Source organism: Ruegeria sp. CDSB117, from assembly GCF_059611005.1.
In genome coordinates this window covers 90551-112266 of the sequence record NZ_JBXWOS010000004.1, presented here as the reverse complement: position 1 = coordinate 112266, position 21716 = coordinate 90551, and the positions used below count along the sequence as shown (strand labels likewise).

The window sequence follows — 21716 nt, the reverse complement described above, 5'->3', positions numbered from 1 at the left end:
TGCGATCAAATGAATGTCACCACGAGTATCAGATCGGCATCAAGGCCCAGTAATCCAGATCAAGCAGGACATTGGGCAGATAACGACCGTCTTCGTTTTTCAACTCAAAAGGCGCGCCGCCCTTTGTGGCGACCAGCCGCAGGCGAACCGCACCAACACCCGGAATGGCAGTTTCCGCCTTATCCAGAACTTCGGACCAGGCTTTGATCGTATCGCCGGCAAAGCAGGGGTTCGCATGCGCGCCACCGTTCAGGCCAACGATCATCTGTGCGTTTGCCAACCCGTTGAACGATAGGGTCCGCGCCATGGAAATCACGTGACCGCCATAGATCAGCCGCCCTTCGGGGCGGAAGGTCAGATCGAAATGCACCTTGGCAGTGTTCTGCCACAGGCGGGTGGCCAGCATATGCTCGGCCTCTTCGACCGTGACGCCATCGACGTGATCAATGGTCTCGCCAATCTCATAGTCGCCCCAGCGATGCGCCTCACCAGCCTGAGCGAAAACGTACTGAGAGAAATCAAGGCCCTCGGGCGCGATCAGATCCTTCGCGTCCAGCGCCTTTTTCAGTTCCGGCACCACAGTCTCGGGTGCGGGCGCATCCAGATCCGATTTCCGCACCATGACCCAGCGCACATATTCGATGACTACTTCATCGCGCTGGTTCAGGCCGCGCGTTCTCACCCAGACGACGCCTGTTTTACCGTTCGAGTTCTGTTTGAGGCCGATCACCTCGGATTCCGAACGCAGCGTATCGCCGGAATAGACCGGCTTTAACCAGCGCCCTTCGGCATAGCCCAGATTGGCCACGGCATTAAGCGAGATATCGGGGACAGTCTTGCCAAACACGACATGAAACGCCGCCAGATCATCAAAGGGACTTTGCGGCAGACCACAATTCCGGGCGAACTCGTCCGAGGAATACAGCGCATGCCGCGCCGGATAGAGCGCATGATACAGCGCCCTCTCGCCATTGGTCACCGTGCGCGGCACGGCATGGTGCAACACCTGACCGATGGAATAGTCCTCGAAAAAGCGGCCCGGATTGGTTTTTGCCATTATTGCTGTCCCAGTTTCATGTCAGGTGAATAGTCGGCCTCGACCTCTTTGGTCACGGCCTGCGCGCAGCGCATCATGCGGCTGTTATCGTCATAGGCATAGGACGGGTCGCCATACAGCTCCCACCCTTTTGCCAAAGCATCTGACACTTTGTGGCAGAAGGCCGAGGTGTCTTCTTCGGTCAACAAACGGTAGAGTTTTGCCATGATGTCAAATCCTTACGAGGGGAACGGCGACGGGCCGACCAGCCCGTGAACGTAGCCGATGACACCCAGCAGCACGATCGAGGCCACAAAGAACATCGCGTCCTTCCCATAGGTTCCGGGTTCACCGGGGGTCCAGTCAGGCTGCGACTTGTTGATCACGATCACTTCGACCACAGCCCAAGCCAACAACCCGCCGAACAGGATGATCGAGGCCAGATCCCCATTCACCAGCAAATGCGCGAAAGCCCACAGCTTGAACCCGCCCAGCATCGGATGGCGGAGCTTGTTCAGAATACGGCCCTTGGTTCCGGCCGGGCTCAACATAAAGATCGCGATCAACACCAGAAGGTTGTTGATGTGAATCATGAAGGCAGGCGGGGCCCAGACATAGATGAAGTCGGTCATGCGATAGCCGAAGATCATCAGCAAGATCGACGCCACCAAGGCCAAAGCGACCGCGCCCTTGCCGGCGTCGCCCATCGCAGCGCGACGCTCTGGCATCACACGTTTGAACAAATGCGCGGCCCACCAAAGTGCCACACCGAGAATGAGAAGAACAAAGCCCATGCTGGCTTACCCCGCTTGCAAAGCTGTAATTGCCTCCGCTTTTGCCAGAATTTCGCGGGCAGTTACAACGTGCAGATTTTCAACGATCTTGCCGTCGACCACGGCAACGCCCTGCCCTTGCCCCTCAACTTCTTCAAAAGCGGCAATCTGGCGACGGGCCAGATCGATCTCGCTCTCCGACGGGGCATAGGCCGCGTTGGTGACATCGACCTGTGCGGGGTGGATCAGGGTTTTGCCGTCAAAACCCATGTCGCGGCCTTGCGCACATTCGGCGGCCAGACCTTCGGCATCCTTGAATGCGTTGTAGACACCATCGACAACGATCAGACCCTCGGCCTTTGCGGCCAGAAGGCACAGGCTCAGCGAGGTCATCAGCGGCAGACGATCCGGGCGGAAGCGGGTTTGCAATTCCTTCGCCAGATCGTTGGTACCCATTACGAAGCCTGCCATCAGCGGATGAGCGGCGATCTCAGCGGCGTTCAGCATACCGCGTGGGGTCTCCATCATCGCCCAGATTGGCAGGTCACCGGTAATCGCGGCCAATGCGTCCACATCCGCAGCTGAATTCACCTTGGGCAGCAGGACCACATCGGCATCCATCTCGCGCACGGCCTCGGCGTCAGCACGGCCCCATTCGGTATCCAGACCGTTGATGCGCACGATCTTGACCCGTTCCCCATAGCCGCCCGCGGCCAGAGCCGCCTTAAGCGTTTCGCGTGCATTGCCCTTCTCATCGGCAGACACCGCGTCTTCAAGATCAAAAATGATCGCGTCCACAGGCAAAGTGCGTGCCTTGTCCAGCGCCCGGTCTTTCGAACCGGGGATATATAGAACAGAGCGATAGGGGCGCTGGCGCGGGTCCATTGGCTTCTCCCGAAGAAATAAAGTTGCGCGGAATGGGGCATTTTTTGCCGGAAAGTTCAAGCGCAAAATCGCCGCATCGCAGCATTCGCGACGCAACGTGCGTTCCTTTAACCGGATTTCGGTCCAACGGCGGCACCCTGACCGGCAACTGAAATCGAAAAGGGTCGAACATGCACAAGACACTGCTGAAGATGACGATGGGCCTTGGAATCATGGTTCTGGCTGCACAGCAGGCCCACGCCCGCAACTGCGCCCCACGTGACGAGGTGATCAAACGGCTGACCGAAACTTACGGCGAAACGCGCCAAGGGATCGGCATGGCGCGTCAAGGCGCGGTGATGGAGCTCTTTGCGTCGGACCAAAGCGGCAGCTGGACGATCACTGTGACACTGCCGGATGGAATGACCTGCCTTGTTGCCTCGGGTCAGGCTTATGAAATGATCGCCGAAGCCCTGCCGCCCAACGTCTGATCAGGTCAGCGCGTCCCAGATCAACTTACTACCCGTGAGCGTCAGCAGAACGTAAGCAATGCCAAAAAACAGGCGCTCGGATAGCATGAAATGCGCCCGCACCCCCAGCCACGCCCCAAGAATCGCGAACGGGGTCAGCAACAGATCAGCCCAAGCGGTGTGCCATGTGAAAAGGCCGAGATAGGCGTAAGGCACAAATTTCGTGATGTTGATGACCCAGAAGGCCAATACAGTGCTGGCCTGAAACTCGGTCTTCGACAGGCGTTGCGACAACAGGTAAACGGCCGCAGGCGGGCCGCCCGCATGGCTGACAAAGCTGGTGAAGCCAGCAACCAGCCCAGCGAACAGTCCGGCGGGGGCAGGCAGTCTGTTTGTAAAGCCGCGCACCCAGCCTTTGGATTGACTGACGTGCCAAACGACAAAACCAATGGAAATCCCCCCGATAAGTAGGCGCAGCAGATCATCATCGGTGGCGCGATAAAGCCATGCGCCCAACGCCACGCCGGGCACGGCCCCAAGGATCAACAGACGCGAATCCGGCCAGCTCCATCGTTTCCAATAGGGCCCAAGAGTTGCAACATCGATCACCATAAGGATCGGCAACATCAAGGCCAGTGCCTGCCCCGGTTCCAAGATCAACGCCAGAATCGATGAAGACGCAAAGGCCACGCCTGAGCCAAAGCCACCCTTCGAAATACCCGCAAAGATCACAGCCGGGACTGCTACAACAAAAAACATCAGGTTCAATTCGAACATGCAGCGCCCCGGTTTCGGCCTGTATCCTTGGCCGTTTAGCGCAATCAGCCCAAGCAGTGCAAACGGTATGCGGTTGCATGCCGCGCCGCTGAACACTTGCGCGAAAGCCATTTAGCGACTAGCACAGCCGCGATTTCAATTCCGACCGGAGATTTTCCAAATGGCCAGACCCAAGATTGCGCTTATCGGCGCTGGGAACATCGGCGGCACGCTTGCGCACCTCGCAGCTGTCAAAGAACTGGGTGACGTTGTCCTGTTCGACATCGCAGACGGGCTGCCGCAGGGCAAAGCGCTCGACATCGCTGAATCCGGCCCTTCGGAAGGGTTCGACGCAGCCATGTCCGGCACCAGCGATTATGCCGATATCGCAGGCGCAGACGTCTGCATCGTCACCGCTGGCGTCGCCCGCAAACCCGGCATGAGCCGCGATGACCTGCTGGGCATCAACCTGAAAGTCATGAAGTCGGTTGGCGAAGGCATCGCAGCCCACGCACCCGACGCGTTCGTGATCTGCATCACCAACCCTCTGGACGCGATGGTCTGGGCGCTGCGTGAGTTCTCGGGCCTGCCGCACAACAAAGTCTGCGGCATGGCTGGCGTTCTGGACTCGGCCCGTTTCGCGCACTTCCTGTCGGAAGAGTTCAACGTCTCGATGCGCGACGTCACCGCGTTTGTTCTGGGCGGCCACGGCGACACAATGGTGCCGTCGGTGCGTTATTCGACCGTAGCAGGCATCCCCCTGCCCGATCTGGTCGAGATGGGCTGGACCACGCAGGATAAGTTGGACGCCATCGTTCAGCGTACCCGTGATGGCGGTGCCGAAATCGTTGGCCTGCTGAAAACTGGCTCGGCTTACTACGCGCCTGCCACTTCGGCGATCGAAATGGCCGAAGCCTATCTGAAAGACCAGAAACGCGTACTGCCTTGCGCCGCATACTGCAGCGGCGAGCTGGGCGTAGACGGTCTGTATGTAGGCGTACCTACCGTGATCGGTGCCGGTGGCGTCGAACGGATCGTCGACATCAAGCTGAACGAAGACGAACAAGCCGGGTTCGACAATTCGGTCAACGCCGTCAAAGGCCTGATCGAAGCGTGCAAGGGCATCGACAGCTCGCTGGCCTGATCCCTCTGAAGAGATAATTCAGAACCCGGTTCACCATTGGTGAGCCGGGTTTTTCTTTGGACGATTACGGCGCCATTGAATCGACATGTCCCCGGCGCAGCTGCCATGTAAACGTTTGAATCCGCCATTTCGACGGACGGCTAGGTTTAGCGCTAGCTGAATTCTCTCTTTATTCTAAAGGCCGTCACCGACGACGAATCAAACGGGTGACCTTTGCTGCCTTTTGTGATCACACCCAAAAAAACCGTGATCACAAATAATGAAAATCTTCGTGAAAAACTGCTTCCCTGTCAAAAAACCCTTTAAACTTGCCCCCTAGACACCCCTATAACGGTGTAACGCAGTCAGACAGGACAGTTTCGATGAACATTCACGAATATCAGGCCAAAGCGCTTCTTCGCAGCTATGGCGCTCCGGTCTCCGAAGGTCGCGCGGTACTGCGCGCTGAGGAAGCCAAAACCGCAGCCGGTGAACTGGATGGCCCGCTCTGGGTTGTCAAAGCACAGATCCACGCGGGTGGCCGCGGCAAGGGCTCCTTCAAAGAGGCTGACGCCGGTGAAAAAGGCGGTGTCCGTCTGACCAAGTCGGTGGAAGAAGCATCCGAGGAAGCCAAGAAGATGCTGGGCCGTACGCTGGTAACACATCAAACCGGCCCCGCCGGCAAGCAAGTCAACCGCATCTACATCGAAGCCGGTTCCGGCATCGAGCGTGAACTGTACCTGGCCCTGCTGGTGGATCGCCAGACCAGCCGCATCTCATTCGTGTGTTCGACCGAAGGTGGCATGGACATCGAAGAGGTTGCCGCGGCAACGCCCGAGAAAATCCTGTCCTTCTCGGTCGATCCGGCAACAGGCTATCAGCCCTATCATGGCCGCCGCATCGCCTTTTCGCTGGGGCTGGAGGGCACGCAGGTCAAACAGTGCGTCAAACTGATGAGCCAGCTATACGCCGCCTTCGTCGAGAAGGACATGGAGATGCTGGAAATCAACCCGCTGATCGTGTCCGACAAGGGCGACCTCAAAGTGCTGGACGCCAAGGTCGGCTTTGACGGTAACGCGGTTTACCGCCATCCGGATATTGCCGAGCTGCGCGACACGACCGAGGAAGACCCCAAGGAATTGGAAGCCTCGAAATACGACCTGAACTACATCGCGCTGGATGGTGAGATCGGCTGTATGGTGAACGGTGCCGGTCTGGCGATGGCGACGATGGATATCATCAAGCTCTATGGTGCTGAACCGGCCAACTTCCTCGACGTGGGTGGCGGTGCCACCAAAGAGAAAGTGACCGAAGCGTTCAAGATCATCACTTCTGACCCGCAGGTCAAAGGCATCCTGGTCAACATCTTCGGCGGCATCATGCGCTGTGACGTCATCGCCGAGGGCGTAGTCGCCGCAGTGAAAGAGGTCGGCCTGCAGGTTCCGCTGGTCGTGCGTCTGGAAGGCACCAATGTCGAGAAGGGCAAAGAGATCATCAACACCTCTGGCCTGGACGTGATCGCAGCGGACAACCTGAAAGACGGTGCCGAGAAGATCGTGAAGGCGGTTAAAGGCTGAGTTAGATAAGCCGGTTCATTTCTCGGGATCCGAAGAAAGTGTGTGATGCGTAGCGGTGTTAGAAATGCGTTCGAGAGCAAGAGTTGGGCGGGGCGGAATGTCCCCCGCTCGGGCAATGGCTCAACGCTTGAGGCAACCGCGCCGCTTCGCCGGGCTCTTCCTGATATCTTTGAGCGGTACAAAGTGAAGACATTTCTTGACGCGCCCTGTGGTGACTGGACGTGGATGCAAGAAATGGACCTGACTGGTCTGAGTTACATTGGCGGAGATATATCTCTCGAGGTGGTTCAGTCCGTTCAGGAAAAACACGCAGCGCCGGGTCGCGAGTTTGTCCATTTGGATGTAACTTCCGACCCGTTGCCCCGGGTTGACCTGATGATGTGCCGGGATTGCCTGTTTCACTTGAAATGGTGGCTGCGGTGGGCGTTCTTTGAGAACTTCGTCAGAAGCGAGACACCCTACCTGCTGACCACCATGCACTACGTCCCGATCAACAAACGGCTGAAGAACAACGCTGGGTTCAAAAGGTTCAACCCCTGCGTCGCGCCTTTCAATTTCTCCGATCCGATCGAAACGATTGAAGAGACTGGTGAGATCAACCTCGATCCTGCATTTCTTCAATCGACCGAAGGCAGAGATCAACGGTCGTTGGGGATTTGGTCCAGAGATCAGGTAATTGACGCATTGGACCGGCGGAAGAATGGCTCATGAAACAAAGACAACACGAATTGCGACACCGGTGAATTCACTCGTCGGCGCGCTTACACAAATCAAAATGGAGGCCTAGAATGGCAGTCCTCATCGACGAAAATACCAAAGTGATCTGTCAGGGCTTTACCGGCTCGCAGGGCACATTCCACAGCGAACAGGCCATCGCCTATGGCACCAAGATGGTCGGCGGCGTGACCCCCGGCAAAGGCGGGATGACCCATCTTGACCTGCCCGTGTTCAACTCGGTCCACGAAGCCAAGCACGTGACAGAAGCCAATGCCAGCGTGATCTATGTACCGCCGCCCTTCGCGGCTGACTCGATCCTCGAAGCGATTGATGCCGAGATGGAAGTGATCGTCTGCATCACCGAAGGTATCCCGGTTCTGGACATGATGAAGGTGAAGCGCGCGCTGGAAGGCAGCAAGTCACGCCTGATTGGCCCGAACTGCCCCGGTGTCATCACGCCGGATGCTTGCAAGATCGGCATCATGCCCGGCCACATTCACAAACGCGGGAGCGTGGGTGTCGTTTCCCGCTCGGGTACGCTTACTTATGAAGCCGTGAAACAGACAACAGACGTAGGCCTGGGCCAATCCACCTGTGTGGGCATCGGCGGTGACCCGATCAAAGGCACCGAGCATATCGACGTGCTGGAATGGTTCCTGGCCGATGACGAAACCGAGTCGATCATCATGATCGGTGAAATCGGTGGCTCGGCCGAGGAAGAAGCTGCGCAGTTCCTGGCGGATGAGGCCAAGAAGGGCCGAAAGAAGCCGACCGCCGGTTTCATCGCAGGCCGCACAGCCCCTCCGGGCCGCCGCATGGGCCACGCGGGCGCGATTGTCGCCGGTGGCAAAGGCGGTGCCGAGGACAAGATCGAAGCCATGCGCTCAGCCGGTATCGTTGTGGCGGAAAGCCCGGCAACGCTGGGTGAGGCCGTGCTGGAAGCGATTGGGTAAGGCATGACCCTCGACCGGCTCAGCATCCATTGGGGTTTGACCATTTGCATAGGTGCTGTCGTGAACTTCACGAGTCCAGCAGTTGCACAAACCGCCATTGAGCGTGCCGCATTCGCGTGCATGCAATTGGATGAAGAGTCGGCTTACGCCAAATTGCAAAGTCTCGGCTGGCAACGATTAATGCCAGTCGAACTCTCGGCAGAAGAAAAAGAAGTGCTTTCGACCGAGCATTTCCTGTTTAAAGCCCAGAGACCTAATAACCCCCATAGGCAGCAATCCTTCGAAGAAACCGCCAAGATTGCGACTAAGCGCGTCGAGCAACAGATGGCTCGCAACGCTTCCGCTTCAGACTTTTCGGGTGGCGCTGTTTTGAGGTACCGTTCCACGCAAGATTTAGTTAGTGTGCAAACTGAAAACCATAGAAAGTTTGAAAGAACATCTTGCACCTTTTTCTATACGCAACAAACTTCGCCGGGTCTCTTCGCACATGTGCAACGAAATCTTAAGTCATCTGGCTTTGGGAACTCACTTGTGGCTCGGATTGGAGCTTGGGACAACTACAAAAATGGTATTGAGCAAAGCGTAGAAGTTTACCTTTGGGACACTGCGCGCATCAGCGTGGCACTCCAACGAGAGTTTCCCGGAGAACTCATGGTTGTAGCCTCGGTTTGGCAACATGCTGAAAACAAGAAGGGGGATGAATAATGTCTCTCGGTCTTGAGATCAGATTGGGACTGCTATGACCTTCTCTGACGCCATCCGCACCTGTTTCTCCAAGTTTTTCACCTTCTCGGGGCGTGCCTCACGGCCCGAATACTGGTTCTTTTTCCTGTTCATCGTGATCTGGAACATCATCGCCGGGATCATCGACTGGCAGTTCTTCACGCAAGTCTCGGTCAGCCAGACCGACGAGGTTAAAGCCGTCACCGCCACGTCCTCTGCGCCAGTACAAAGCATCGTTGGCCTGATCGTATTTTTCCCGCATCTGGCCGTCGCGTGGCGGCGGATGCATGATACCGGGCGCAGCGGGCTTTTTGCCTTGCTACCGATCCTGCTGATCCTCGGTGCCGGGGCGGTTCTGTTCTTCGGCATCGGCCTTGCCTCCAGTTTCCAGCATGGCGGCAATCTGGACATCCTGTTCACCCGCGCCACGTTGCTGGTCGTTATCCCGACACTGCTTGTTTTGTTTGTGTCGCCCCTCCTGGTTCTGTGGTGGCTGACCCGCCCCAGCCAGCCAGGCACCAATCAATACGGTCCCAACCCACATGAGGTAGCCCAATGACCGAACATACGCCCAACTCTGCCTTTCATGCCTCAAGCTTTATGCAGGGGCACAATGCCGAATATCTGGAGCAGCTATATGCCCAGTACACCAAGGACCCGAACGCGGTGGATGCTGCCTGGGTCGAATTCTTCCGGCAGATGGGCGACGCCACACCGGACGTCCAGCGCGAGGCCGAAGGGCCGTCTTGGGCACGGACCGACTGGCCTCCGATGCCGACGGATGATCTGACTGGTGCATTGACGGGAGAATGGGCCGAAATCGATGCTAAGGCAGCGGGCGACAAGATCAAGGACAAGGCCGAAGCCAAGGGCGTTCAGGTCAGTGAAGACCAGATCAAACGCGCGGTTCTGGACAGTTTGCGGGCACTGATGCTGATCCGGGCCTATCGCATCCGGGGCCATCTGGCTGCCGATCTCGACCCGTTAGGCATGCGCGCTGCCAGCACTCATCCCGAGCTGGACCCAAAGACGTATGGCTTTACCGAAGCCGACATGGACCGCCCGATCTTTATCGACAACGTGCTGGGTTTGCAGATGGCCAGCATGCGCCAGATTGTCGAAATCGTGAAACGGACCTATTGCGGTACGTTCGCGCTACAGTACATGCATATCTCAAATCCGGAAGAAGCCGCATGGCTGAAAGAGCGGATCGAAGGGTATGGCAAGGAAATCCAGTTCACCAAGGAAGGCCGCAAGGCGATCCTGAACAAAATGGTCGAGGCCGAAGGCTTCGAAAAGTTCCTGCACGTGAAATACATGGGCACCAAGCGGTTTGGTCTGGACGGAGGCGAGGCGTTGATCCCCGCGATGGAGCAGATCATCAAGCGCGGCGGTGCGCTGGGTGTCAGTGATATCGTGATCGGCATGCCTCACCGTGGCCGTCTGAACATCCTGGCCAACGTGATGCGCAAACCCTATCGCGCTATCTTCAACGAGTTTCAGGGCGGCAGCTTCAAACCCGAAGATGTCGACGGTTCCGGCGATGTGAAATATCACCTCGGCGCGTCCAGCGACCGTGAGTTCGATGGCAACAGCGTCCACCTGTCGCTGACGGCAAACCCGTCTCACCTTGAGGCGGTGAACCCGGTTGTTCTGGGCAAGGTCCGCGCCAAGCAGGATCAGTTGGGCGATGAAGATCGCACCAGGGTCATGGGTATCCTGTTGCACGGTGATGCGGCTTTTGCTGGTCAGGGTGTTGTGGCCGAAGGGTTCGGCCTGTCCGGCCTCAAGGGTCATAAGACCGGCGGCACCATGCATATCGTGGTGAACAATCAGATCGGCTTTACCACCGCACCACATTTCAGCCGTTCCAGCCCCTACCCCACAGATATTGCTCTTATGGTTGAGGCACCGATCTTCCATGTAAACGGTGACGACCCCGAGGCTGTGACCCACGCTGCCAAAGTGGCGACCGAGTTCCGTCAGAAGTTCCACAAAGACGTTGTCATCGATATCTTCTGCTATCGCCGGTTCGGGCATAACGAGGGCGATGAGCCCATGTTCACCAACCCGATCATGTACAAGAAGATCAAGACCCATAAGACCACGCTGTCGCTGTACACCGAGCGTTTGGTCAAAGACGGCCTGATCCCCGAGGGCGAGATCGAGGATTTGAAGGCCGCCTTCCAGGCCCATCTGAATGATGAGTTCGAGGCGGGCAAGGACTATAAACCCAACAAGGCCGACTGGCTGGATGGGCGTTGGTCGCATCTGGACAAAAACAAAGAAGAATATGTCCGCGGCGACACCGCAATTAAACCGGAAACACTGGCCCAGATTGGCAACGCGCTGAGCCATGCGCCTGAAGATATCGCAGTGCACCGGACCGTCGCGCGTCTTCTGGATCACAAGAAACAGATGTTCGAAAGCGGCAAAGGATTTGACTGGGCCACGGGCGAGGCCCTGGCCTTCGGCTCGCTGCTGACCGAAGGCTATCCTGTCCGCCTGTCAGGGCAGGATGCGACACGCGGGACGTTCAGCCAGCGTCATTCGGGTTTTGTGCATCAGGAAACTGAAGAGCGGTACTATCCGCTGAACAACATTCGCGAAGGCCAGTCGAAATACGAAGTGATCGACTCGATGCTCAGCGAATATGCGGTTCTGGGTTTTGAATACGGGTTTTCGTTGGCCGAGCCAAATGCACTGACCCTGTGGGAGGCACAGTTTGGCGATTTTGCCAACGGCGCGCAAATCATGTTCGACCAGTTTATCAGCTCGGGCGAAAGCAAGTGGCTGCGGATGTCCGGCTTGGTTTGTCTGTTGCCTCATGGCTTTGAAGGGCAAGGACCGGAACACTCGTCCGCACGTCTTGAACGGTTCCTGCAGATGTGTGGTCAGGACAACTGGATCGTGGCCAACTGCACAACCCCTGCGAACTATTTCCACATCCTGCGCCGTCAGCTGCACAGGACCTTCCGCAAGCCGCTGATCCTGGTGACGCCCAAATCGTTACTGCGCCACAAGCTGGCGGTCAGCACAGCAGAAGAGTTCACCACCGGTTCAAGCTTCCATCGCGTGTTGTGGGACGATGCACAGCACGGAAACTCGGAAACCAAATTGGTCAAGGACGACAAGGTCAAACGCGTGGTGATGTGTTCCGGCAAGGTCTACTACGATCTCCTCGAAGAACGCGACGAGCGCGGCATCGATGATGTCTATCTGATGCGGATTGAGCAGTTCTATCCCTTCCCAGCTCATTCGCTGATTAATGAGCTTGAGCGCTTCAAGGGTGCCGAAATGATCTGGTGTCAGGAAGAACCCAAGAACCAGGGTGCATGGACCTTTATCGAACCGAATATCGAATGGGTTCTGACCCGCATCGGCGCCAAGCACACACGGCCGCGTTATGTCGGCCGCTCCACATCGGCTTCTCCCGCGACGGGTCTGGCCAGCCAACACAAAGCCCAACAAGAAGCGCTGGTCGACGAAGCGCTGAGCATTGAAGGAAAATAATCGATGTCCATTGAAGTTCGAGTTCCCACGCTTGGCGAGTCGGTGACCGAAGCCACGGTTGCGACATGGTTCAAAAAACCCGGCGACGCCGTAGCCGTTGATGAAATGTTGTGCGAGTTGGAGACCGACAAGGTCACAGTCGAAGTTCCTTCTCCTGCTGCTGGCGTGATGGGCGAAATCGTCGCCGCCGAAGGTGAAACCGTTGGCGTTGACGCGCTGCTGGCCACTATTGCCGCAGGCGAAGGCGCAGCCCCTGCCCCGGCAGCAGCTCCGGCCACGACTGCGGCGGCAGCTCCGGCGGCGTCGGGCGGCAGTGTCGACGTGATGGTGCCAACCTTGGGTGAATCCGTGACTGAAGCGACTGTTTCGACATGGTTCAAGCAGGTCGGTGACAGCGTCGCGCAGGATGAGATGCTGTGCGAGCTGGAAACAGACAAGGTCTCGGTCGAGGTTCCTGCGCCGGCTGCAGGCGTTCTGGCAGAAATCGTCGCCCCCGAAGGCGCGACAGTCGAAGCTTCGGCCAAACTGGCGGTGATTTCGGGCGCAGCGGCTGGAACTGCTGCTGCTCCGGCTCCTGCGGCGGCAGCCCCGGCTGCAGCAGCAAGCACCGGCAAGGACATCGCCAACGCGCCATCCGCTGAAAAAGCTATGGCAGAGGCCGGCTTGTCTGCGGATCAGGTCACCGGCACCGGTCGTGATGGCCGGATCATGAAAGAAGATGTCGCCCGCGCAGCAGCAACATCGGCTGCCCCAGCACCTGCGGCGGCTCCGGCCCCGGCACAAGCGCCACGGGCACCGGTTGCTGCGCAGGATGCAGCCCGTGAAGAGCGCGTGCGGATGACCCGCCTGCGCCAGACCATCGCCAAGCGTTTGAAGGATGCGCAGAACACGGCTGCAATCCTGACCACCTTCAATGAGGTGGACATGACCGAGGTGATGGCCCTGCGCAACGAATACAAAGACCTGTTCCAGAAGAAACACGGTGTGAAGCTGGGCTTTATGTCCTTCTTCACCAAGGCGTGCTGCCACGCGCTGAAAGAGGTTCCCGAAGTCAACGCCGAGATTGACGGCACAGACATCGTCTACAAGAACTTCGTTCACATGGGCGTCGCCGCCGGTACGCCTCAGGGTCTGGTTGTTCCGGTCATCCGAGACGCCGACAGCATGTCCTTTGCCGATATCGAAAAGGCCATCGCCGAAAAGGGCAAGCGCGCCCGTGATGGCAAATTGTCCATGGCAGAGATGCAGGGCGGCACCTTCACCATCTCGAACGGTGGTGTCTATGGCTCGCTGATGTCTTCGCCGATCCTGAACCCGCCACAATCGGGTATTCTGGGCATGCACAAGATCCAGGACCGACCGATGGTCATCAATGGTGAGATCAAGATCCGCCCGATGATGTATCTGGCACTGTCCTATGACCACCGGATTGTTGACGGCAAGGGCGCGGTGACGTTCCTTGTACGTGTGAAAGAGGCGCTGGAAGACCCGCGCCGCCTGCTGATGGATCTGTAATCATGGCGACACATGTACTCTGGCAAGCCGACGTGGCCGACTTTGATGTCTGGCTGAAGGTGTTTGAAGAAGACAAACCGATGAGAGAGGCCGCGGGCATCCGCGACCTCCATATCTGGAAAGACCCTGATCGCAAGGACCACGCGGTCGCGTTGTTCGAGATCACCGATCTCGACCGAGCCCAGAGCTTCATCGAATCCGAAGAGCTGGCCATGCACCACGAACGTGGTGGCGTGGCACATATCCAGACCAAGGTTCTGGACCCTGTCTGACAGCATAAGGCAGCGCCCCTACCGGGGGCGTGGCACAAACGGGTAACGCGATGACTTTCGACTGCTCAATGGGAACCGCTGGATGACCACGGAACTGACCGTCCTGACCCTCGCCGCACTGCTTTGGGTCGCGCAATTCGTGGCATATTTGGCGGCCGGGCACGGTAAGATTGACTTCGGTCACGCGATAGGCCCCCGGGATGTCCCCTTTGACAAACCCGGGGTTTCGGGACGGCTGCACCGCGCGCTGAGCAATCACACCGAAGGTTTGGTTCTGTTCGCAATTGCGGCGCTTGTTGTGACGGTGTCTGGTGAAGCAAACGGTTTCACAGCTGCTTGTAGCTGGGTCTATTTGATCGCTCGCATCCTCTATGTCCCGGCCTACGCTTTGGGCTGGACACCTTGGCGAACCGTATTTTGGATCGTTGGCCTGTCGGCCAACACTGTAATGTTGCTGGCGGCTGTCTTTTGATTCAGTCGCTGACATGGATAATGTAATGGGGAAACGCCCCGGCGTGCAGAAAATTGCCGCCATCCCCGTAATCGATAAGGACCTGACACATGGCAAATTATGACGTTATCGTAATCGGATCAGGCCCCGGCGGCTATGTTTGCGCCATCCGTTGCGCTCAGCTGGGCCTGAAGACTGCCTGCGTCGAAGGGCGTGAAACTCTGGGCGGCACGTGCCTGAACGTCGGCTGTATCCCGTCCAAGGCGCTGCTGCATGCCAGCCATCAGCTTCATGAGGCCGAGCATAACTTTGCCAAGATGGGCCTGAAGGGCAAAAGCCCCTCGGTCGATTGGAAACAGATGCAGGGCTACAAGCAGGAAACGATCGACGGCAATACCAAGGGTATCGAGTTCCTGTTCAAGAAAAACAAGATCGACTGGCTGAAAGGCTGGGGCTCGATCCCCGCAGCCGGTCAGGTCAAAGTGGGTGATGAGATTCACACCGCCAAGAACATAATTATCGCATCTGGGTCCGAACCGTCCTCGCTGCCCGGGGTCGACGTTGACGAAAAGGTTGTGGTGACTTCGACCGGCGCTTTGTCTCTGAACAAGGTTCCAAAGAAGTTGGTGGTGATCGGCGCGGGCGTGATCGGGCTGGAACTGGGCTCGGTCTATCAGCGTCTAGGCGCGGAGGTGACTGTGGTCGAATTCCTAGATGCGATCACTCCCGGCATGGACCCTGAGGTGCAGAAGACCTTCCAGCGCATCTTAAAGAAACAAGGCCTGAAATTTGTCATGGGTGCGGCGGTTCAAAAGACCGAAGCGACCAAGACCAAGGCCAAGGTGACTTACAAACTGCGCAAGGATGACAGCGAACATGTGATCGAAGCTGATACAGTTCTGGTCGCCACCGGGCGCAAACCGTACTCGGATGGTTTGGGTCTGGAAGCGTTGGGTGTTGAAATGACACCGCGTGGTCAGATCAAGGTGGGGGCCGATTGGCAGACAAACGTGCCGGGCATTTACGCCATCGGTGACGTAACAGAAGGCCCCATGCTGGCGCACAAGGCCGAAGATGAAGGTATGGCCGCAGCCGAGCAGGTTGCGGGCAAGCATGGGCACGTGAACTACGGCGTCATCCCGGGTGTGATCTACACATGGCCCGAGGTCGCAAATGTGGGCGAAACCGAAGAGACCCTGAAAGAACAGGGCCGCGCCTATAAAGTCGGCAAGTTTATGTTCATGGGCAACGGACGCGCCAAGGCGAACTTAATGACCGATGGGTTTGTCAAAATTCTGGCCGACAAGGAAACTGATCGCATTCTGGGCTGCCACATCATCGGCCCCGGTGCTGGCGATCTGATCCACGAGGTTTGCGTGGCGATGGAATTTGGTGCCTCGGCCGAGGATCTGGCCCTGACCTGCCACGCCCACCCGACCTATTCCGAGGCCGTGCGTGAGGCTGCGTTGGCCTGTGGCGACGGACCAATCCACAGCTGATAAACAACCCCGGCACCCGTCAGGCTGCCGGGGTTAACCACGCGTCCAGATAGGTTTCTAACCTATCTGAAAAGCTCTCTGCCTCATGCAACGCGCAGAACTTCAGCGACATGGACTGAATAGCAAAGGCCTGAACCCCCTCAGCCAACAAATCGGGGGATATGTCTTTGCGAACCTTCGCGGTTTCCAACCAGCCAGCGACCAGTCGGACATAGCGCTCGAAGCAACGTGCTATAGGCCCGATCTCGGTGATTGCCGTAGCGCCTGAGTACCGAATGATCAGATCAAACACATAGCGCTCGGACGTCATGAAGGCGTGGATCGGTTGCAGCGCATCGGCGATTTCGGGGGCCGTGCGTGGGGCGGGGCCCTGTTCGACCTGATCGAAACAGGCAACCAGCCTCTCACCAATCAGCATTTCCATCAGCGCGTCTTTATCCCGGAAATGCGCAAAAAAGGTTCCCTTTGCGACCCCGGCTGCCTGAACCACGTCTTCCACTCGCAAAGCCTGATAGCCGTTTCTTTCGATAACGTCCTCTGCCGCCTCAATTAATCGGGCGCGCGTTTTAAGGGTTCTCTTTTGAACTGTCTTTTGCATATGCCCTGTTCGCATGTTTTTTGACCGTGGTCAAATTTTGCAATTGACCACGGTCACTTTTTACCTCTATAAACTGACCACGGTCATTTTTGGAGATTCGCGATGCACCCTAAGAAAATCCTGATCCTCGACGGACACCCAGGCGAAACCAGCCTGTCCCGAACATTTGCAGAAACCTATGCCGACGCGGCCAAACAACAGGGGCACGACGTTCGCATGATTCACCTAAGCGACCTGCAATTTGACCATGACTTCGGTCAGGGAAACTATGAGGACTTCAAACCGTTGGAACCCGCATTGGAACAAGTGCTGCAGGATTTTGAATGGAGCGAACACCTTGTCCTGACAGCACCGATGTGGTGGGGCGGCTTGCCGGCCAAGCTGAAAGGTTTGATTGACCGGGCATTCATCCCCGGACGCACCTTCGACACGCGAAATACAACAAGGATCGGCTTTCCAGCACCTATGCTGACAGGGCGCACAGCGCGGGTCATCCTGACCTCGGATACGCCGGGCTGGTTCATGCGTTTGATCTACAGGCAAGCCCTGATCCGCCAGATCCGCGATCAGATTCTGGGATTTGTCGGCTTCAAACCGACCCGGTTCACTTACTTTTCGGGCGCCAGCTATCCCAAACCCGGCAGCGTGGATCGTTGGATATCAAAGGTAGCCCGGATCGGTGCCGCGGCAGCCTGATCCCGTGCTTACCCGACCTATTCAAGGCCGCTCGTAAAGTTGCGCTCGCCTATGGCGGCAGGTCGATCCAATAGTGAATTCAATATGGGACAACCCGGGCGCAACCGGGTGGTCGACCGATTAACATTATTCTGCTGGCTCGTTGGTGACAGAGTTAGATTGAGCCGACGGCTTTTTGGGCCGGAACAGACGCCACGCATCCTGGAACGGCAACACGTACAGTTTCAGGCAAGAGTCCAACCTCAGGCCGTTGTCCTTTTCCGTTACACCAAATTTCACGTCCCTGTTGTCTTCAGGCATCACGTAAGTGCCGAAAACCACATCCCAGAATGGGAACATGAAAGCAAAGTTCTTGTCCAGGTGATCCGGGTGACAGCTGTGATGCACGTGATGATGCGCGGGTGACGGAAATACTTTTGACCAAACACCGGGCCAACGCAGCCAAATATGGGAATGACGCAAATTATAGCCCGCGAAGTTAAACAGGAACATAAAAACCGGAACGCCCAAAATAACAGGAAGGTTGGGGTGATACCCCAAGATCCGGAAAGTGAAGCCGGTGATAGCCCCCCCGCCCAGACCAATCAAAATATTGTAAAAAAAATTATCAATCGGATGCTCGCGGAAGTTGGAAATCGGGTGCATCACTTCAGCACTGTGATGGACTTTGTGAAATTGCCACAAAAGCGGGATTTTATGCTGTAGATAGTGCGCAAAAAAGCCAAGAAAATCTGCGACAAGGAACAGTACAGCCATATACGCAAGGGTGATACCGGCGCCTGTCCAACCCTCTAAAGACTGTGCCGGAGCAGCTTCATTGATACTGAACCCGCCGCTCGCCCAATAGTAGGACAGAGCCGCTGCAGCAGCGGACAGGCCAATCATCAAGAAGTGACCAATAAACATATGAAAGAAGAAGTATCGGACATCAAGCCAAGCTGAAGGGTGCCTCCAGACCTTTTTAGGGAACAGAAAACCAACAAAGCTCGTTTCGCCCAAAACCTCAGATGTGTTTTTTCGATTTCTGACGTAAATCCAGAACGCGATCAAAACCGAACTGCACAAATAAACGTAGTAGATTCGATTAACGGGATCGAACGGATACATAAGTACATTCCGAACATGTTCAAAAAACGAGTTCAGAAGGGATTGTAACTGCTGCATTGTGGCCTCGGATCGTTTTTTACATCCTTAATTTTGGCCGAGCATTTGTCCACACTAGTGACAATTCCGTGACGATTTGTGGTCAGTTCACCACATCGTCTTCGCGGCGCGCGCGCCCCATTCCTGATCATATTGCGTGCCGCCTTCCTCGCCGTCCGACGACTCGGCGAGGATTTCACCGACGGTCGGCACATGCGCAGTCTCGTCGCCACTGACCCAGGTACGGGCCCGCATCAAGGCGCGGGCGCATTGGGTGTAAATCTCAGTGATTTCGATTACGATTACTGTTGCTGGTTTTTTGCCCTGCTTTTCGAACTGCACGCGCAAATTTTCATCAGCTGTCACATGCGCCGTGCCATTCAATCGCACGACACTGTTGGACCCCGGCACCATGAACATCAACGACACTCGCGGGTCGCGCACGATATTGCGCAGACTGTCCAGCCGGTTATTTCCGCGCCAGTCAGGCATCGCCAGTGTGTGCGGATCAAGTTCCAGTACAACCGGGCCGTCGTCACCTCGCGGGCTGCCATCGACACCCTCGGGCCCGACGGTGCTGAGGATGCACAGGCGCGACGCCATGATCCATTTGCGATAAAGCGGAGTGAGCTGTCTGGCCACTTTGCGCAGTGAAGGCGCGCCCGGTGTGCCGTAGAGCGCCTCAAGCGTTTCGATGTTCTTAATGAGCTCCATCCGGTTCAAACCCCACTTCTCGCATCAATGCATTGGATCGTGTTTCGATCACGTCTTCCAGACGTCCAAGAAATTGATCCCGCCCCACACCCGGTTCGATCGGGTCAAGAAAGTCGACGATTGCAAGACCAGGTTTGCGCATAACCCCGGTACGCGGCCAGAAAACACCAGCATTCGTCGCAACCGGCACACAAGGAAAGCCCAGCCCTTCATACAGAACCGCCGTCCCAACTTTGTAAGGTTTCTTCGCCCCCGGTGCGACGCGTGTGCCCTGCGGGTAAATCACAAGCTGCCCGGGTTCAGAGAACTCTTTAGCCACGTCTTTGACCATCTTGGCGACGGCAGCACCCTTTCTGCCGCGATCAACCGGTATACACCCAAGGCGGCGGGCATAGAGACCGATAACCGGGGTATACAGCAGTTCCCTTTTCATAATGAACTTGCCGTGCGGAATGGCGCTGAAAATCATGATGATGTCGAGAAAGGACTGGTGTTTGGCTCCGATCACGACCTCGTCCACGGGAACGTTTCCGCGAACCTCACAACGGATGCCAACCATCCAGCTGGCCAACCAGATCGTCGATCGCGCGTAGGTTTTACAGGCTTGCAATGCCCCGCGTTTGGTAAACAGCGCGTAGGGCGCGAAAACGATACCAAGGATCAGCATCCACGCATAAATCACGATCATGAAGATCAAAGAGCGCACCCATTGGATCGCTGTAACCATCACGAAAGCTCCTTCAATTTGCGCACGGCCGCTGTCCAGGTGGCCAAGAACGCCACCGCAGCCCCCAGCAGAGGTATCAGCGCAGGCAACAGCCAGCCAACCCCCTGAAAACCCAATCCGGTCAGAAACCCGCCTTCAACTGAGGCTTCGGGCAACAGCAGAACACCGGTCATGCCGAACAGCACGCCAACGAGGGCACCGAAGAAAGCGCGATATGTGAACCGCCGTACAAATGCGCTGGCGATAAAACGATCACGGGCACCGACAAGGCGCAGGACTTCGATGATTTGGGCATTGGCCGCCAATGAGGCATTGGCCGCCAGCGTGATCATCGCCGCCGTTGCGCCGCCAATCAGCAGGATAGACACCCAGCCCAATCGCCGCAGCGAGTTTGCCGCCTCGACCAGCGGCTCGCGCCAGCGTGAATGGTCGTCCAGCACGGCGCCGGGCACTTCGGCGCCAAGTCGCAAGCGCAAACCAGCGGTATCTAGACCCGGTTCGCCCTCGATGATTTCTATCAGTTGCGGAATAGGCAGCGTATCCAGCGGCAAATCAGGACCGAACCACGGGGACAAAAGCGCGACCTGTTCCTCTGCGGTCAGGGCGCGTGCCGACGCAACGCCTGGGGTTTGGGCCAGCACGGTCAGCGCGGCCTCGGTCTGGGCGGAAAGCTGTTCGGCGGGCGCGTTTATACGCAAAGTGGCAGCCCCTGCTAGTTCCGATGCCCAACGGTCGGCCAGCCGGCCTGATGCCAGCGACAAGGCAAGCGCGAAAACGGCCAGAAAGGCCATCGCGCCAGAAACGAACAGTGTCAGCTGCGCCGTGTAGCCGGATGGTGGAACAACCCGATCTGCGCGTTTGTCGCGCACCAGCATGCTGCGGATGGTGCCCTTGTTCATAGATCCGCCCCCGCCAATTGAATCTGGCGCTGCGATATCCGAAGGACACGGGCCTGAACCTGGCTTTTGGCCGCGCGGATCAGGCTCAGGTCATGGGTCGCGATCAGCACGGTCTTGCCCATCTTGTTCAACTCGACCAGCAGGCGCAGCAATCGCTGGGACATTTCCCAATCCACATTGCCGGTCGGCTCATCGGCCAGCACAACGTCCGGCGACAAGATAACCGCCCGCGCCAAAGCTGCGCGCTGACGCTCACCCCCGGAAAGCTCCGGCGGAAGCGCATCGAGCCGTGTGCCCAGCCCGACCCAGTTCAGCAATTCCAGCAGGTCTTCTTTCTGCGCATTCTCGCCTTTGCCGGACACCATCAATGGTAAAGCGACGTTTTCAGCCAAGGTCATATGGTCCAGAAATCGGCAATCCTGATGCACGACCCCGATCCGGCGACGCAGCAGCGCCATCTGATCTCGGTCCAGGCGTGCAATGTCCTGCTCAAATGCGGTCATCCGTCCTGATGTGGCCAGCAACGCGCCATAACATAGCTTGAGCAAGGTCGTCTTGCCCGCACCCGACGGACCGGTCAGAAAATGGAACGACCCCGGCTGCAACTGAAGCGACACGTCGCTTAGCAACTCACCATCACCATAGGTGTAGCTGACGTTTTCCAGCTCGATCACAAGGGCCCCCAATTATTGTTGCC

General features: G+C 57.2%; 24 protein-coding genes. 13 read left to right on the top strand and 11 right to left on the bottom strand.

Features of this window, described 5'->3' with window-relative positions; all coding sequences use genetic code 11:
* Positions 1-28: 28 nt before the first annotated feature.
* From AC2FJC_RS06895 to AC2FJC_RS06880, 4 genes are read right to left on the bottom strand one after another with little or no spacing between them, the layout of a single operon-like run.
* Entirely contained in the window at positions 29-1057 is a 1029-nt protein-coding gene (locus tag AC2FJC_RS06895; RefSeq protein WP_496738917.1) for a MaoC family dehydratase, read from the bottom strand.
* Positions 1057-1263: a DUF1737 domain-containing protein gene (locus AC2FJC_RS06890; protein WP_496738916.1), complete on the bottom strand. Its 207-nt coding sequence runs from the start codon at positions 1261-1263 to the stop codon at positions 1057-1059. Before AC2FJC_RS06890 ends, AC2FJC_RS06895 begins: the two co-directional genes overlap by 1 nt.
* A 12-nt stretch (positions 1264-1275) precedes the next feature.
* Positions 1276-1830, bottom strand: coding sequence for an NnrU family protein (locus tag AC2FJC_RS06885; RefSeq protein ID WP_496738915.1), 555 nt, complete (start codon positions 1828-1830; stop codon positions 1276-1278).
* Positions 1831-1836: 6 nt separating this feature from the next.
* Positions 1837-2694: an HpcH/HpaI aldolase/citrate lyase family protein gene (locus AC2FJC_RS06880; protein WP_496738914.1), complete on the bottom strand. Its 858-nt coding sequence runs from the start codon at positions 2692-2694 to the stop codon at positions 1837-1839.
* A gap of 170 nt (positions 2695-2864) precedes the next feature.
* Between AC2FJC_RS06880 and AC2FJC_RS06875 the strand changes: the two genes are divergently transcribed.
* Complete coding sequence (locus AC2FJC_RS06875) at positions 2865-3164, top strand: hypothetical protein (protein ID WP_496738913.1); 300 nt, start codon at positions 2865-2867, stop codon at positions 3162-3164.
* Here AC2FJC_RS06875 and AC2FJC_RS06870 read toward each other — a convergent pair whose 3' ends face one another.
* Positions 3165-3920, bottom strand: coding sequence for a sulfite exporter TauE/SafE family protein (locus AC2FJC_RS06870; RefSeq protein ID WP_496738912.1), 756 nt, complete (start codon positions 3918-3920; stop codon positions 3165-3167).
* Between the two features lie 160 nt (positions 3921-4080).
* On the opposite strand from AC2FJC_RS06870, the gene mdh reads away from it, so the two are divergent.
* From mdh to lpdA, 11 genes are all read left to right on the top strand, one after another.
* Positions 4081-5043: a malate dehydrogenase gene (gene mdh, locus AC2FJC_RS06865; protein ID WP_058273532.1), complete on the top strand. Its 963-nt coding sequence runs from the start codon at positions 4081-4083 to the stop codon at positions 5041-5043.
* Positions 5044-5405: 362 nt separating this feature from the next.
* Positions 5406-6599 carry an ADP-forming succinate--CoA ligase subunit beta gene (gene sucC / locus AC2FJC_RS06860; RefSeq protein ID WP_496738911.1) on the top strand — a complete coding sequence of 398 codons (1194 nt, stop codon included), beginning with the start codon at positions 5406-5408 and terminating at the stop codon, positions 6597-6599.
* Between the two features lie 45 nt (positions 6600-6644).
* Positions 6645-7310 (top strand): class I SAM-dependent methyltransferase, encoded by a 666-nt coding sequence (locus tag AC2FJC_RS06855; RefSeq protein WP_496738910.1) that lies wholly within the window; start codon positions 6645-6647, stop codon positions 7308-7310.
* 77 nt (positions 7311-7387) lie between these two features.
* Positions 7388-8269, top strand: a complete 882-nt coding sequence (gene sucD / locus AC2FJC_RS06850) for a succinate--CoA ligase subunit alpha (protein ID WP_496725829.1) — start codon at positions 7388-7390, stop codon at positions 8267-8269.
* A gap of 3 nt (positions 8270-8272) precedes the next feature.
* The gene (locus AC2FJC_RS06845) at positions 8273-8974 is read left to right on the top strand and encodes a hypothetical protein (protein ID WP_496738909.1); all 702 of its coding nucleotides are present in this window, start codon (positions 8273-8275) and stop codon (positions 8972-8974) included.
* A 34-nt stretch (positions 8975-9008) separates the two neighbouring features.
* Entirely contained in the window at positions 9009-9551 is a 543-nt protein-coding gene (locus tag AC2FJC_RS06840) for a DUF805 domain-containing protein (RefSeq protein ID WP_496725827.1), read from the top strand.
* Complete coding sequence (locus AC2FJC_RS06835; RefSeq protein WP_496738908.1) at positions 9548-12505, top strand: 2-oxoglutarate dehydrogenase E1 component; 2958 nt, start codon at positions 9548-9550, stop codon at positions 12503-12505. Before AC2FJC_RS06840 ends, AC2FJC_RS06835 begins: the two co-directional genes overlap by 4 nt.
* A 3-nt stretch (positions 12506-12508) precedes the next feature.
* Positions 12509-14020, top strand: coding sequence for a 2-oxoglutarate dehydrogenase complex dihydrolipoyllysine-residue succinyltransferase (gene odhB / locus AC2FJC_RS06830; RefSeq protein WP_496738907.1), 1512 nt, complete (start codon positions 12509-12511; stop codon positions 14018-14020).
* Positions 14021-14022: 2 nt separating this feature from the next.
* Entirely contained in the window at positions 14023-14292 is a 270-nt protein-coding gene (locus tag AC2FJC_RS06825) for a hypothetical protein (protein WP_058273540.1), read from the top strand.
* 82 nt (positions 14293-14374) lie between these two features.
* On the top strand, positions 14375-14764 hold the full coding sequence (locus tag AC2FJC_RS06820) for an MAPEG family protein (protein ID WP_496738906.1): 390 nt from the start codon (positions 14375-14377) through the stop codon (positions 14762-14764).
* 89 nt (positions 14765-14853) lie between these two features.
* Positions 14854-16242: a dihydrolipoyl dehydrogenase gene (gene lpdA / locus AC2FJC_RS06815; RefSeq protein ID WP_282120105.1), complete on the top strand. Its 1389-nt coding sequence runs from the start codon at positions 14854-14856 to the stop codon at positions 16240-16242.
* A 19-nt stretch (positions 16243-16261) separates the two neighbouring features.
* On the opposite strand, the gene AC2FJC_RS06810 is transcribed toward lpdA, so the two are convergent.
* Positions 16262-16840: a TetR/AcrR family transcriptional regulator gene (locus tag AC2FJC_RS06810; protein ID WP_496738905.1), complete on the bottom strand. Its 579-nt coding sequence runs from the start codon at positions 16838-16840 to the stop codon at positions 16262-16264.
* Between the two features lie 102 nt (positions 16841-16942).
* On the opposite strand from AC2FJC_RS06810, the gene AC2FJC_RS06805 reads away from it, so the two are divergent.
* The gene (locus AC2FJC_RS06805) at positions 16943-17536 is read left to right on the top strand and encodes an NAD(P)H-dependent oxidoreductase (RefSeq protein WP_496738904.1); all 594 of its coding nucleotides are present in this window, start codon (positions 16943-16945) and stop codon (positions 17534-17536) included.
* 126 nt (positions 17537-17662) lie between these two features.
* On the opposite strand, the gene AC2FJC_RS06800 is transcribed toward AC2FJC_RS06805, so the two are convergent.
* The 5 genes from AC2FJC_RS06800 to AC2FJC_RS06780 all read right to left on the bottom strand — a co-directional run bounded on the left by AC2FJC_RS06800 (position 17663) and on the right by AC2FJC_RS06780 (position 21693).
* Positions 17663-18700: a sterol desaturase family protein gene (locus tag AC2FJC_RS06800; protein ID WP_496738903.1), complete on the bottom strand. Its 1038-nt coding sequence runs from the start codon at positions 18698-18700 to the stop codon at positions 17663-17665.
* Between the two features lie 87 nt (positions 18701-18787).
* Positions 18788-19393 (bottom strand): pyridoxamine 5'-phosphate oxidase family protein, encoded by a 606-nt coding sequence (locus tag AC2FJC_RS06795; protein WP_496734332.1) that lies wholly within the window; start codon positions 19391-19393, stop codon positions 18788-18790.
* Positions 19380-20120 (bottom strand): lysophospholipid acyltransferase family protein, encoded by a 741-nt coding sequence (locus AC2FJC_RS06790; protein ID WP_496738902.1) that lies wholly within the window; start codon positions 20118-20120, stop codon positions 19380-19382. Before AC2FJC_RS06790 ends, AC2FJC_RS06795 begins: the two co-directional genes overlap by 14 nt.
* A complete protein-coding gene (locus tag AC2FJC_RS06785) occupies positions 20120-21019 on the bottom strand; it encodes a cell division protein FtsX (RefSeq protein ID WP_282120101.1) in 900 nt (299 codons plus the stop codon). The genes AC2FJC_RS06790 and AC2FJC_RS06785 overlap by 1 nt, the downstream gene beginning before the upstream one ends.
* Positions 21016-21693, bottom strand: coding sequence for a cell division ATP-binding protein FtsE (locus AC2FJC_RS06780; protein WP_058273548.1), 678 nt, complete (start codon positions 21691-21693; stop codon positions 21016-21018). The genes AC2FJC_RS06785 and AC2FJC_RS06780 overlap by 4 nt, the downstream gene beginning before the upstream one ends.
* Positions 21694-21716: the final 23 nt, after the last annotated feature.

Bases quoted from the DNA above. Each gene is read 5' to 3' on its own strand.
- AC2FJC_RS06835 (WP_496738908.1), top strand. From the start codon at position 9,548: ATGACCGAACATACGCCCAACTCTGCCTTTCATGCCTCAAGCTTTATG.
- AC2FJC_RS06880 (WP_496738914.1), bottom strand. From the start codon at position 2,694: ATGGACCCGCGCCAGCGCCCCTATCGCTCTGTTCTATATATCCCCGGT.
- AC2FJC_RS06890 (WP_496738916.1), bottom strand. From the start codon at position 1,263: ATGGCAAAACTCTACCGTTTGTTGACCGAAGAAGACACCTCGGCCTTC.
- AC2FJC_RS06870 (WP_496738912.1), bottom strand. From the start codon at position 3,920: ATGTTCGAATTGAACCTGATGTTTTTTGTTGTAGCAGTCCCGGCTGTG.
- AC2FJC_RS06810 (WP_496738905.1), bottom strand. From the start codon at position 16,840: ATGCAAAAGACAGTTCAAAAGAGAACCCTTAAAACGCGCGCCCGATTA.
- AC2FJC_RS06820 (WP_496738906.1), top strand. From the start codon at position 14,375: ATGACCACGGAACTGACCGTCCTGACCCTCGCCGCACTGCTTTGGGTC.
- AC2FJC_RS06805 (WP_496738904.1), top strand. From the start codon at position 16,943: ATGCACCCTAAGAAAATCCTGATCCTCGACGGACACCCAGGCGAAACC.
- AC2FJC_RS06855 (WP_496738910.1), top strand. From the start codon at position 6,645: ATGCGTAGCGGTGTTAGAAATGCGTTCGAGAGCAAGAGTTGGGCGGGG.
- sucC (WP_496738911.1), top strand. From the start codon at position 5,406: ATGAACATTCACGAATATCAGGCCAAAGCGCTTCTTCGCAGCTATGGC.
- AC2FJC_RS06800 (WP_496738903.1), bottom strand. From the start codon at position 18,700: ATGCAGCAGTTACAATCCCTTCTGAACTCGTTTTTTGAACATGTTCGG.
- lpdA (WP_282120105.1), top strand. From the start codon at position 14,854: ATGGCAAATTATGACGTTATCGTAATCGGATCAGGCCCCGGCGGCTAT.
- AC2FJC_RS06795 (WP_496734332.1), bottom strand. From the start codon at position 19,393: ATGGAGCTCATTAAGAACATCGAAACGCTTGAGGCGCTCTACGGCACA.
- AC2FJC_RS06825 (WP_058273540.1), top strand. From the start codon at position 14,023: ATGGCGACACATGTACTCTGGCAAGCCGACGTGGCCGACTTTGATGTC.
- AC2FJC_RS06895 (WP_496738917.1), bottom strand. From the start codon at position 1,057: ATGGCAAAAACCAATCCGGGCCGCTTTTTCGAGGACTATTCCATCGGT.
- AC2FJC_RS06885 (WP_496738915.1), bottom strand. From the start codon at position 1,830: ATGGGCTTTGTTCTTCTCATTCTCGGTGTGGCACTTTGGTGGGCCGCG.
- sucD (WP_496725829.1), top strand. From the start codon at position 7,388: ATGGCAGTCCTCATCGACGAAAATACCAAAGTGATCTGTCAGGGCTTT.
- AC2FJC_RS06845 (WP_496738909.1), top strand. From the start codon at position 8,273: ATGACCCTCGACCGGCTCAGCATCCATTGGGGTTTGACCATTTGCATA.
- AC2FJC_RS06840 (WP_496725827.1), top strand. From the start codon at position 9,009: ATGACCTTCTCTGACGCCATCCGCACCTGTTTCTCCAAGTTTTTCACC.
- AC2FJC_RS06875 (WP_496738913.1), top strand. From the start codon at position 2,865: ATGCACAAGACACTGCTGAAGATGACGATGGGCCTTGGAATCATGGTT.
- mdh (WP_058273532.1), top strand. From the start codon at position 4,081: ATGGCCAGACCCAAGATTGCGCTTATCGGCGCTGGGAACATCGGCGGC.
- odhB (WP_496738907.1), top strand. From the start codon at position 12,509: ATGTCCATTGAAGTTCGAGTTCCCACGCTTGGCGAGTCGGTGACCGAA.
- AC2FJC_RS06785 (WP_282120101.1), bottom strand. From the start codon at position 21,019: ATGAACAAGGGCACCATCCGCAGCATGCTGGTGCGCGACAAACGCGCA.
- AC2FJC_RS06790 (WP_496738902.1), bottom strand. From the start codon at position 20,120: ATGGTTACAGCGATCCAATGGGTGCGCTCTTTGATCTTCATGATCGTG.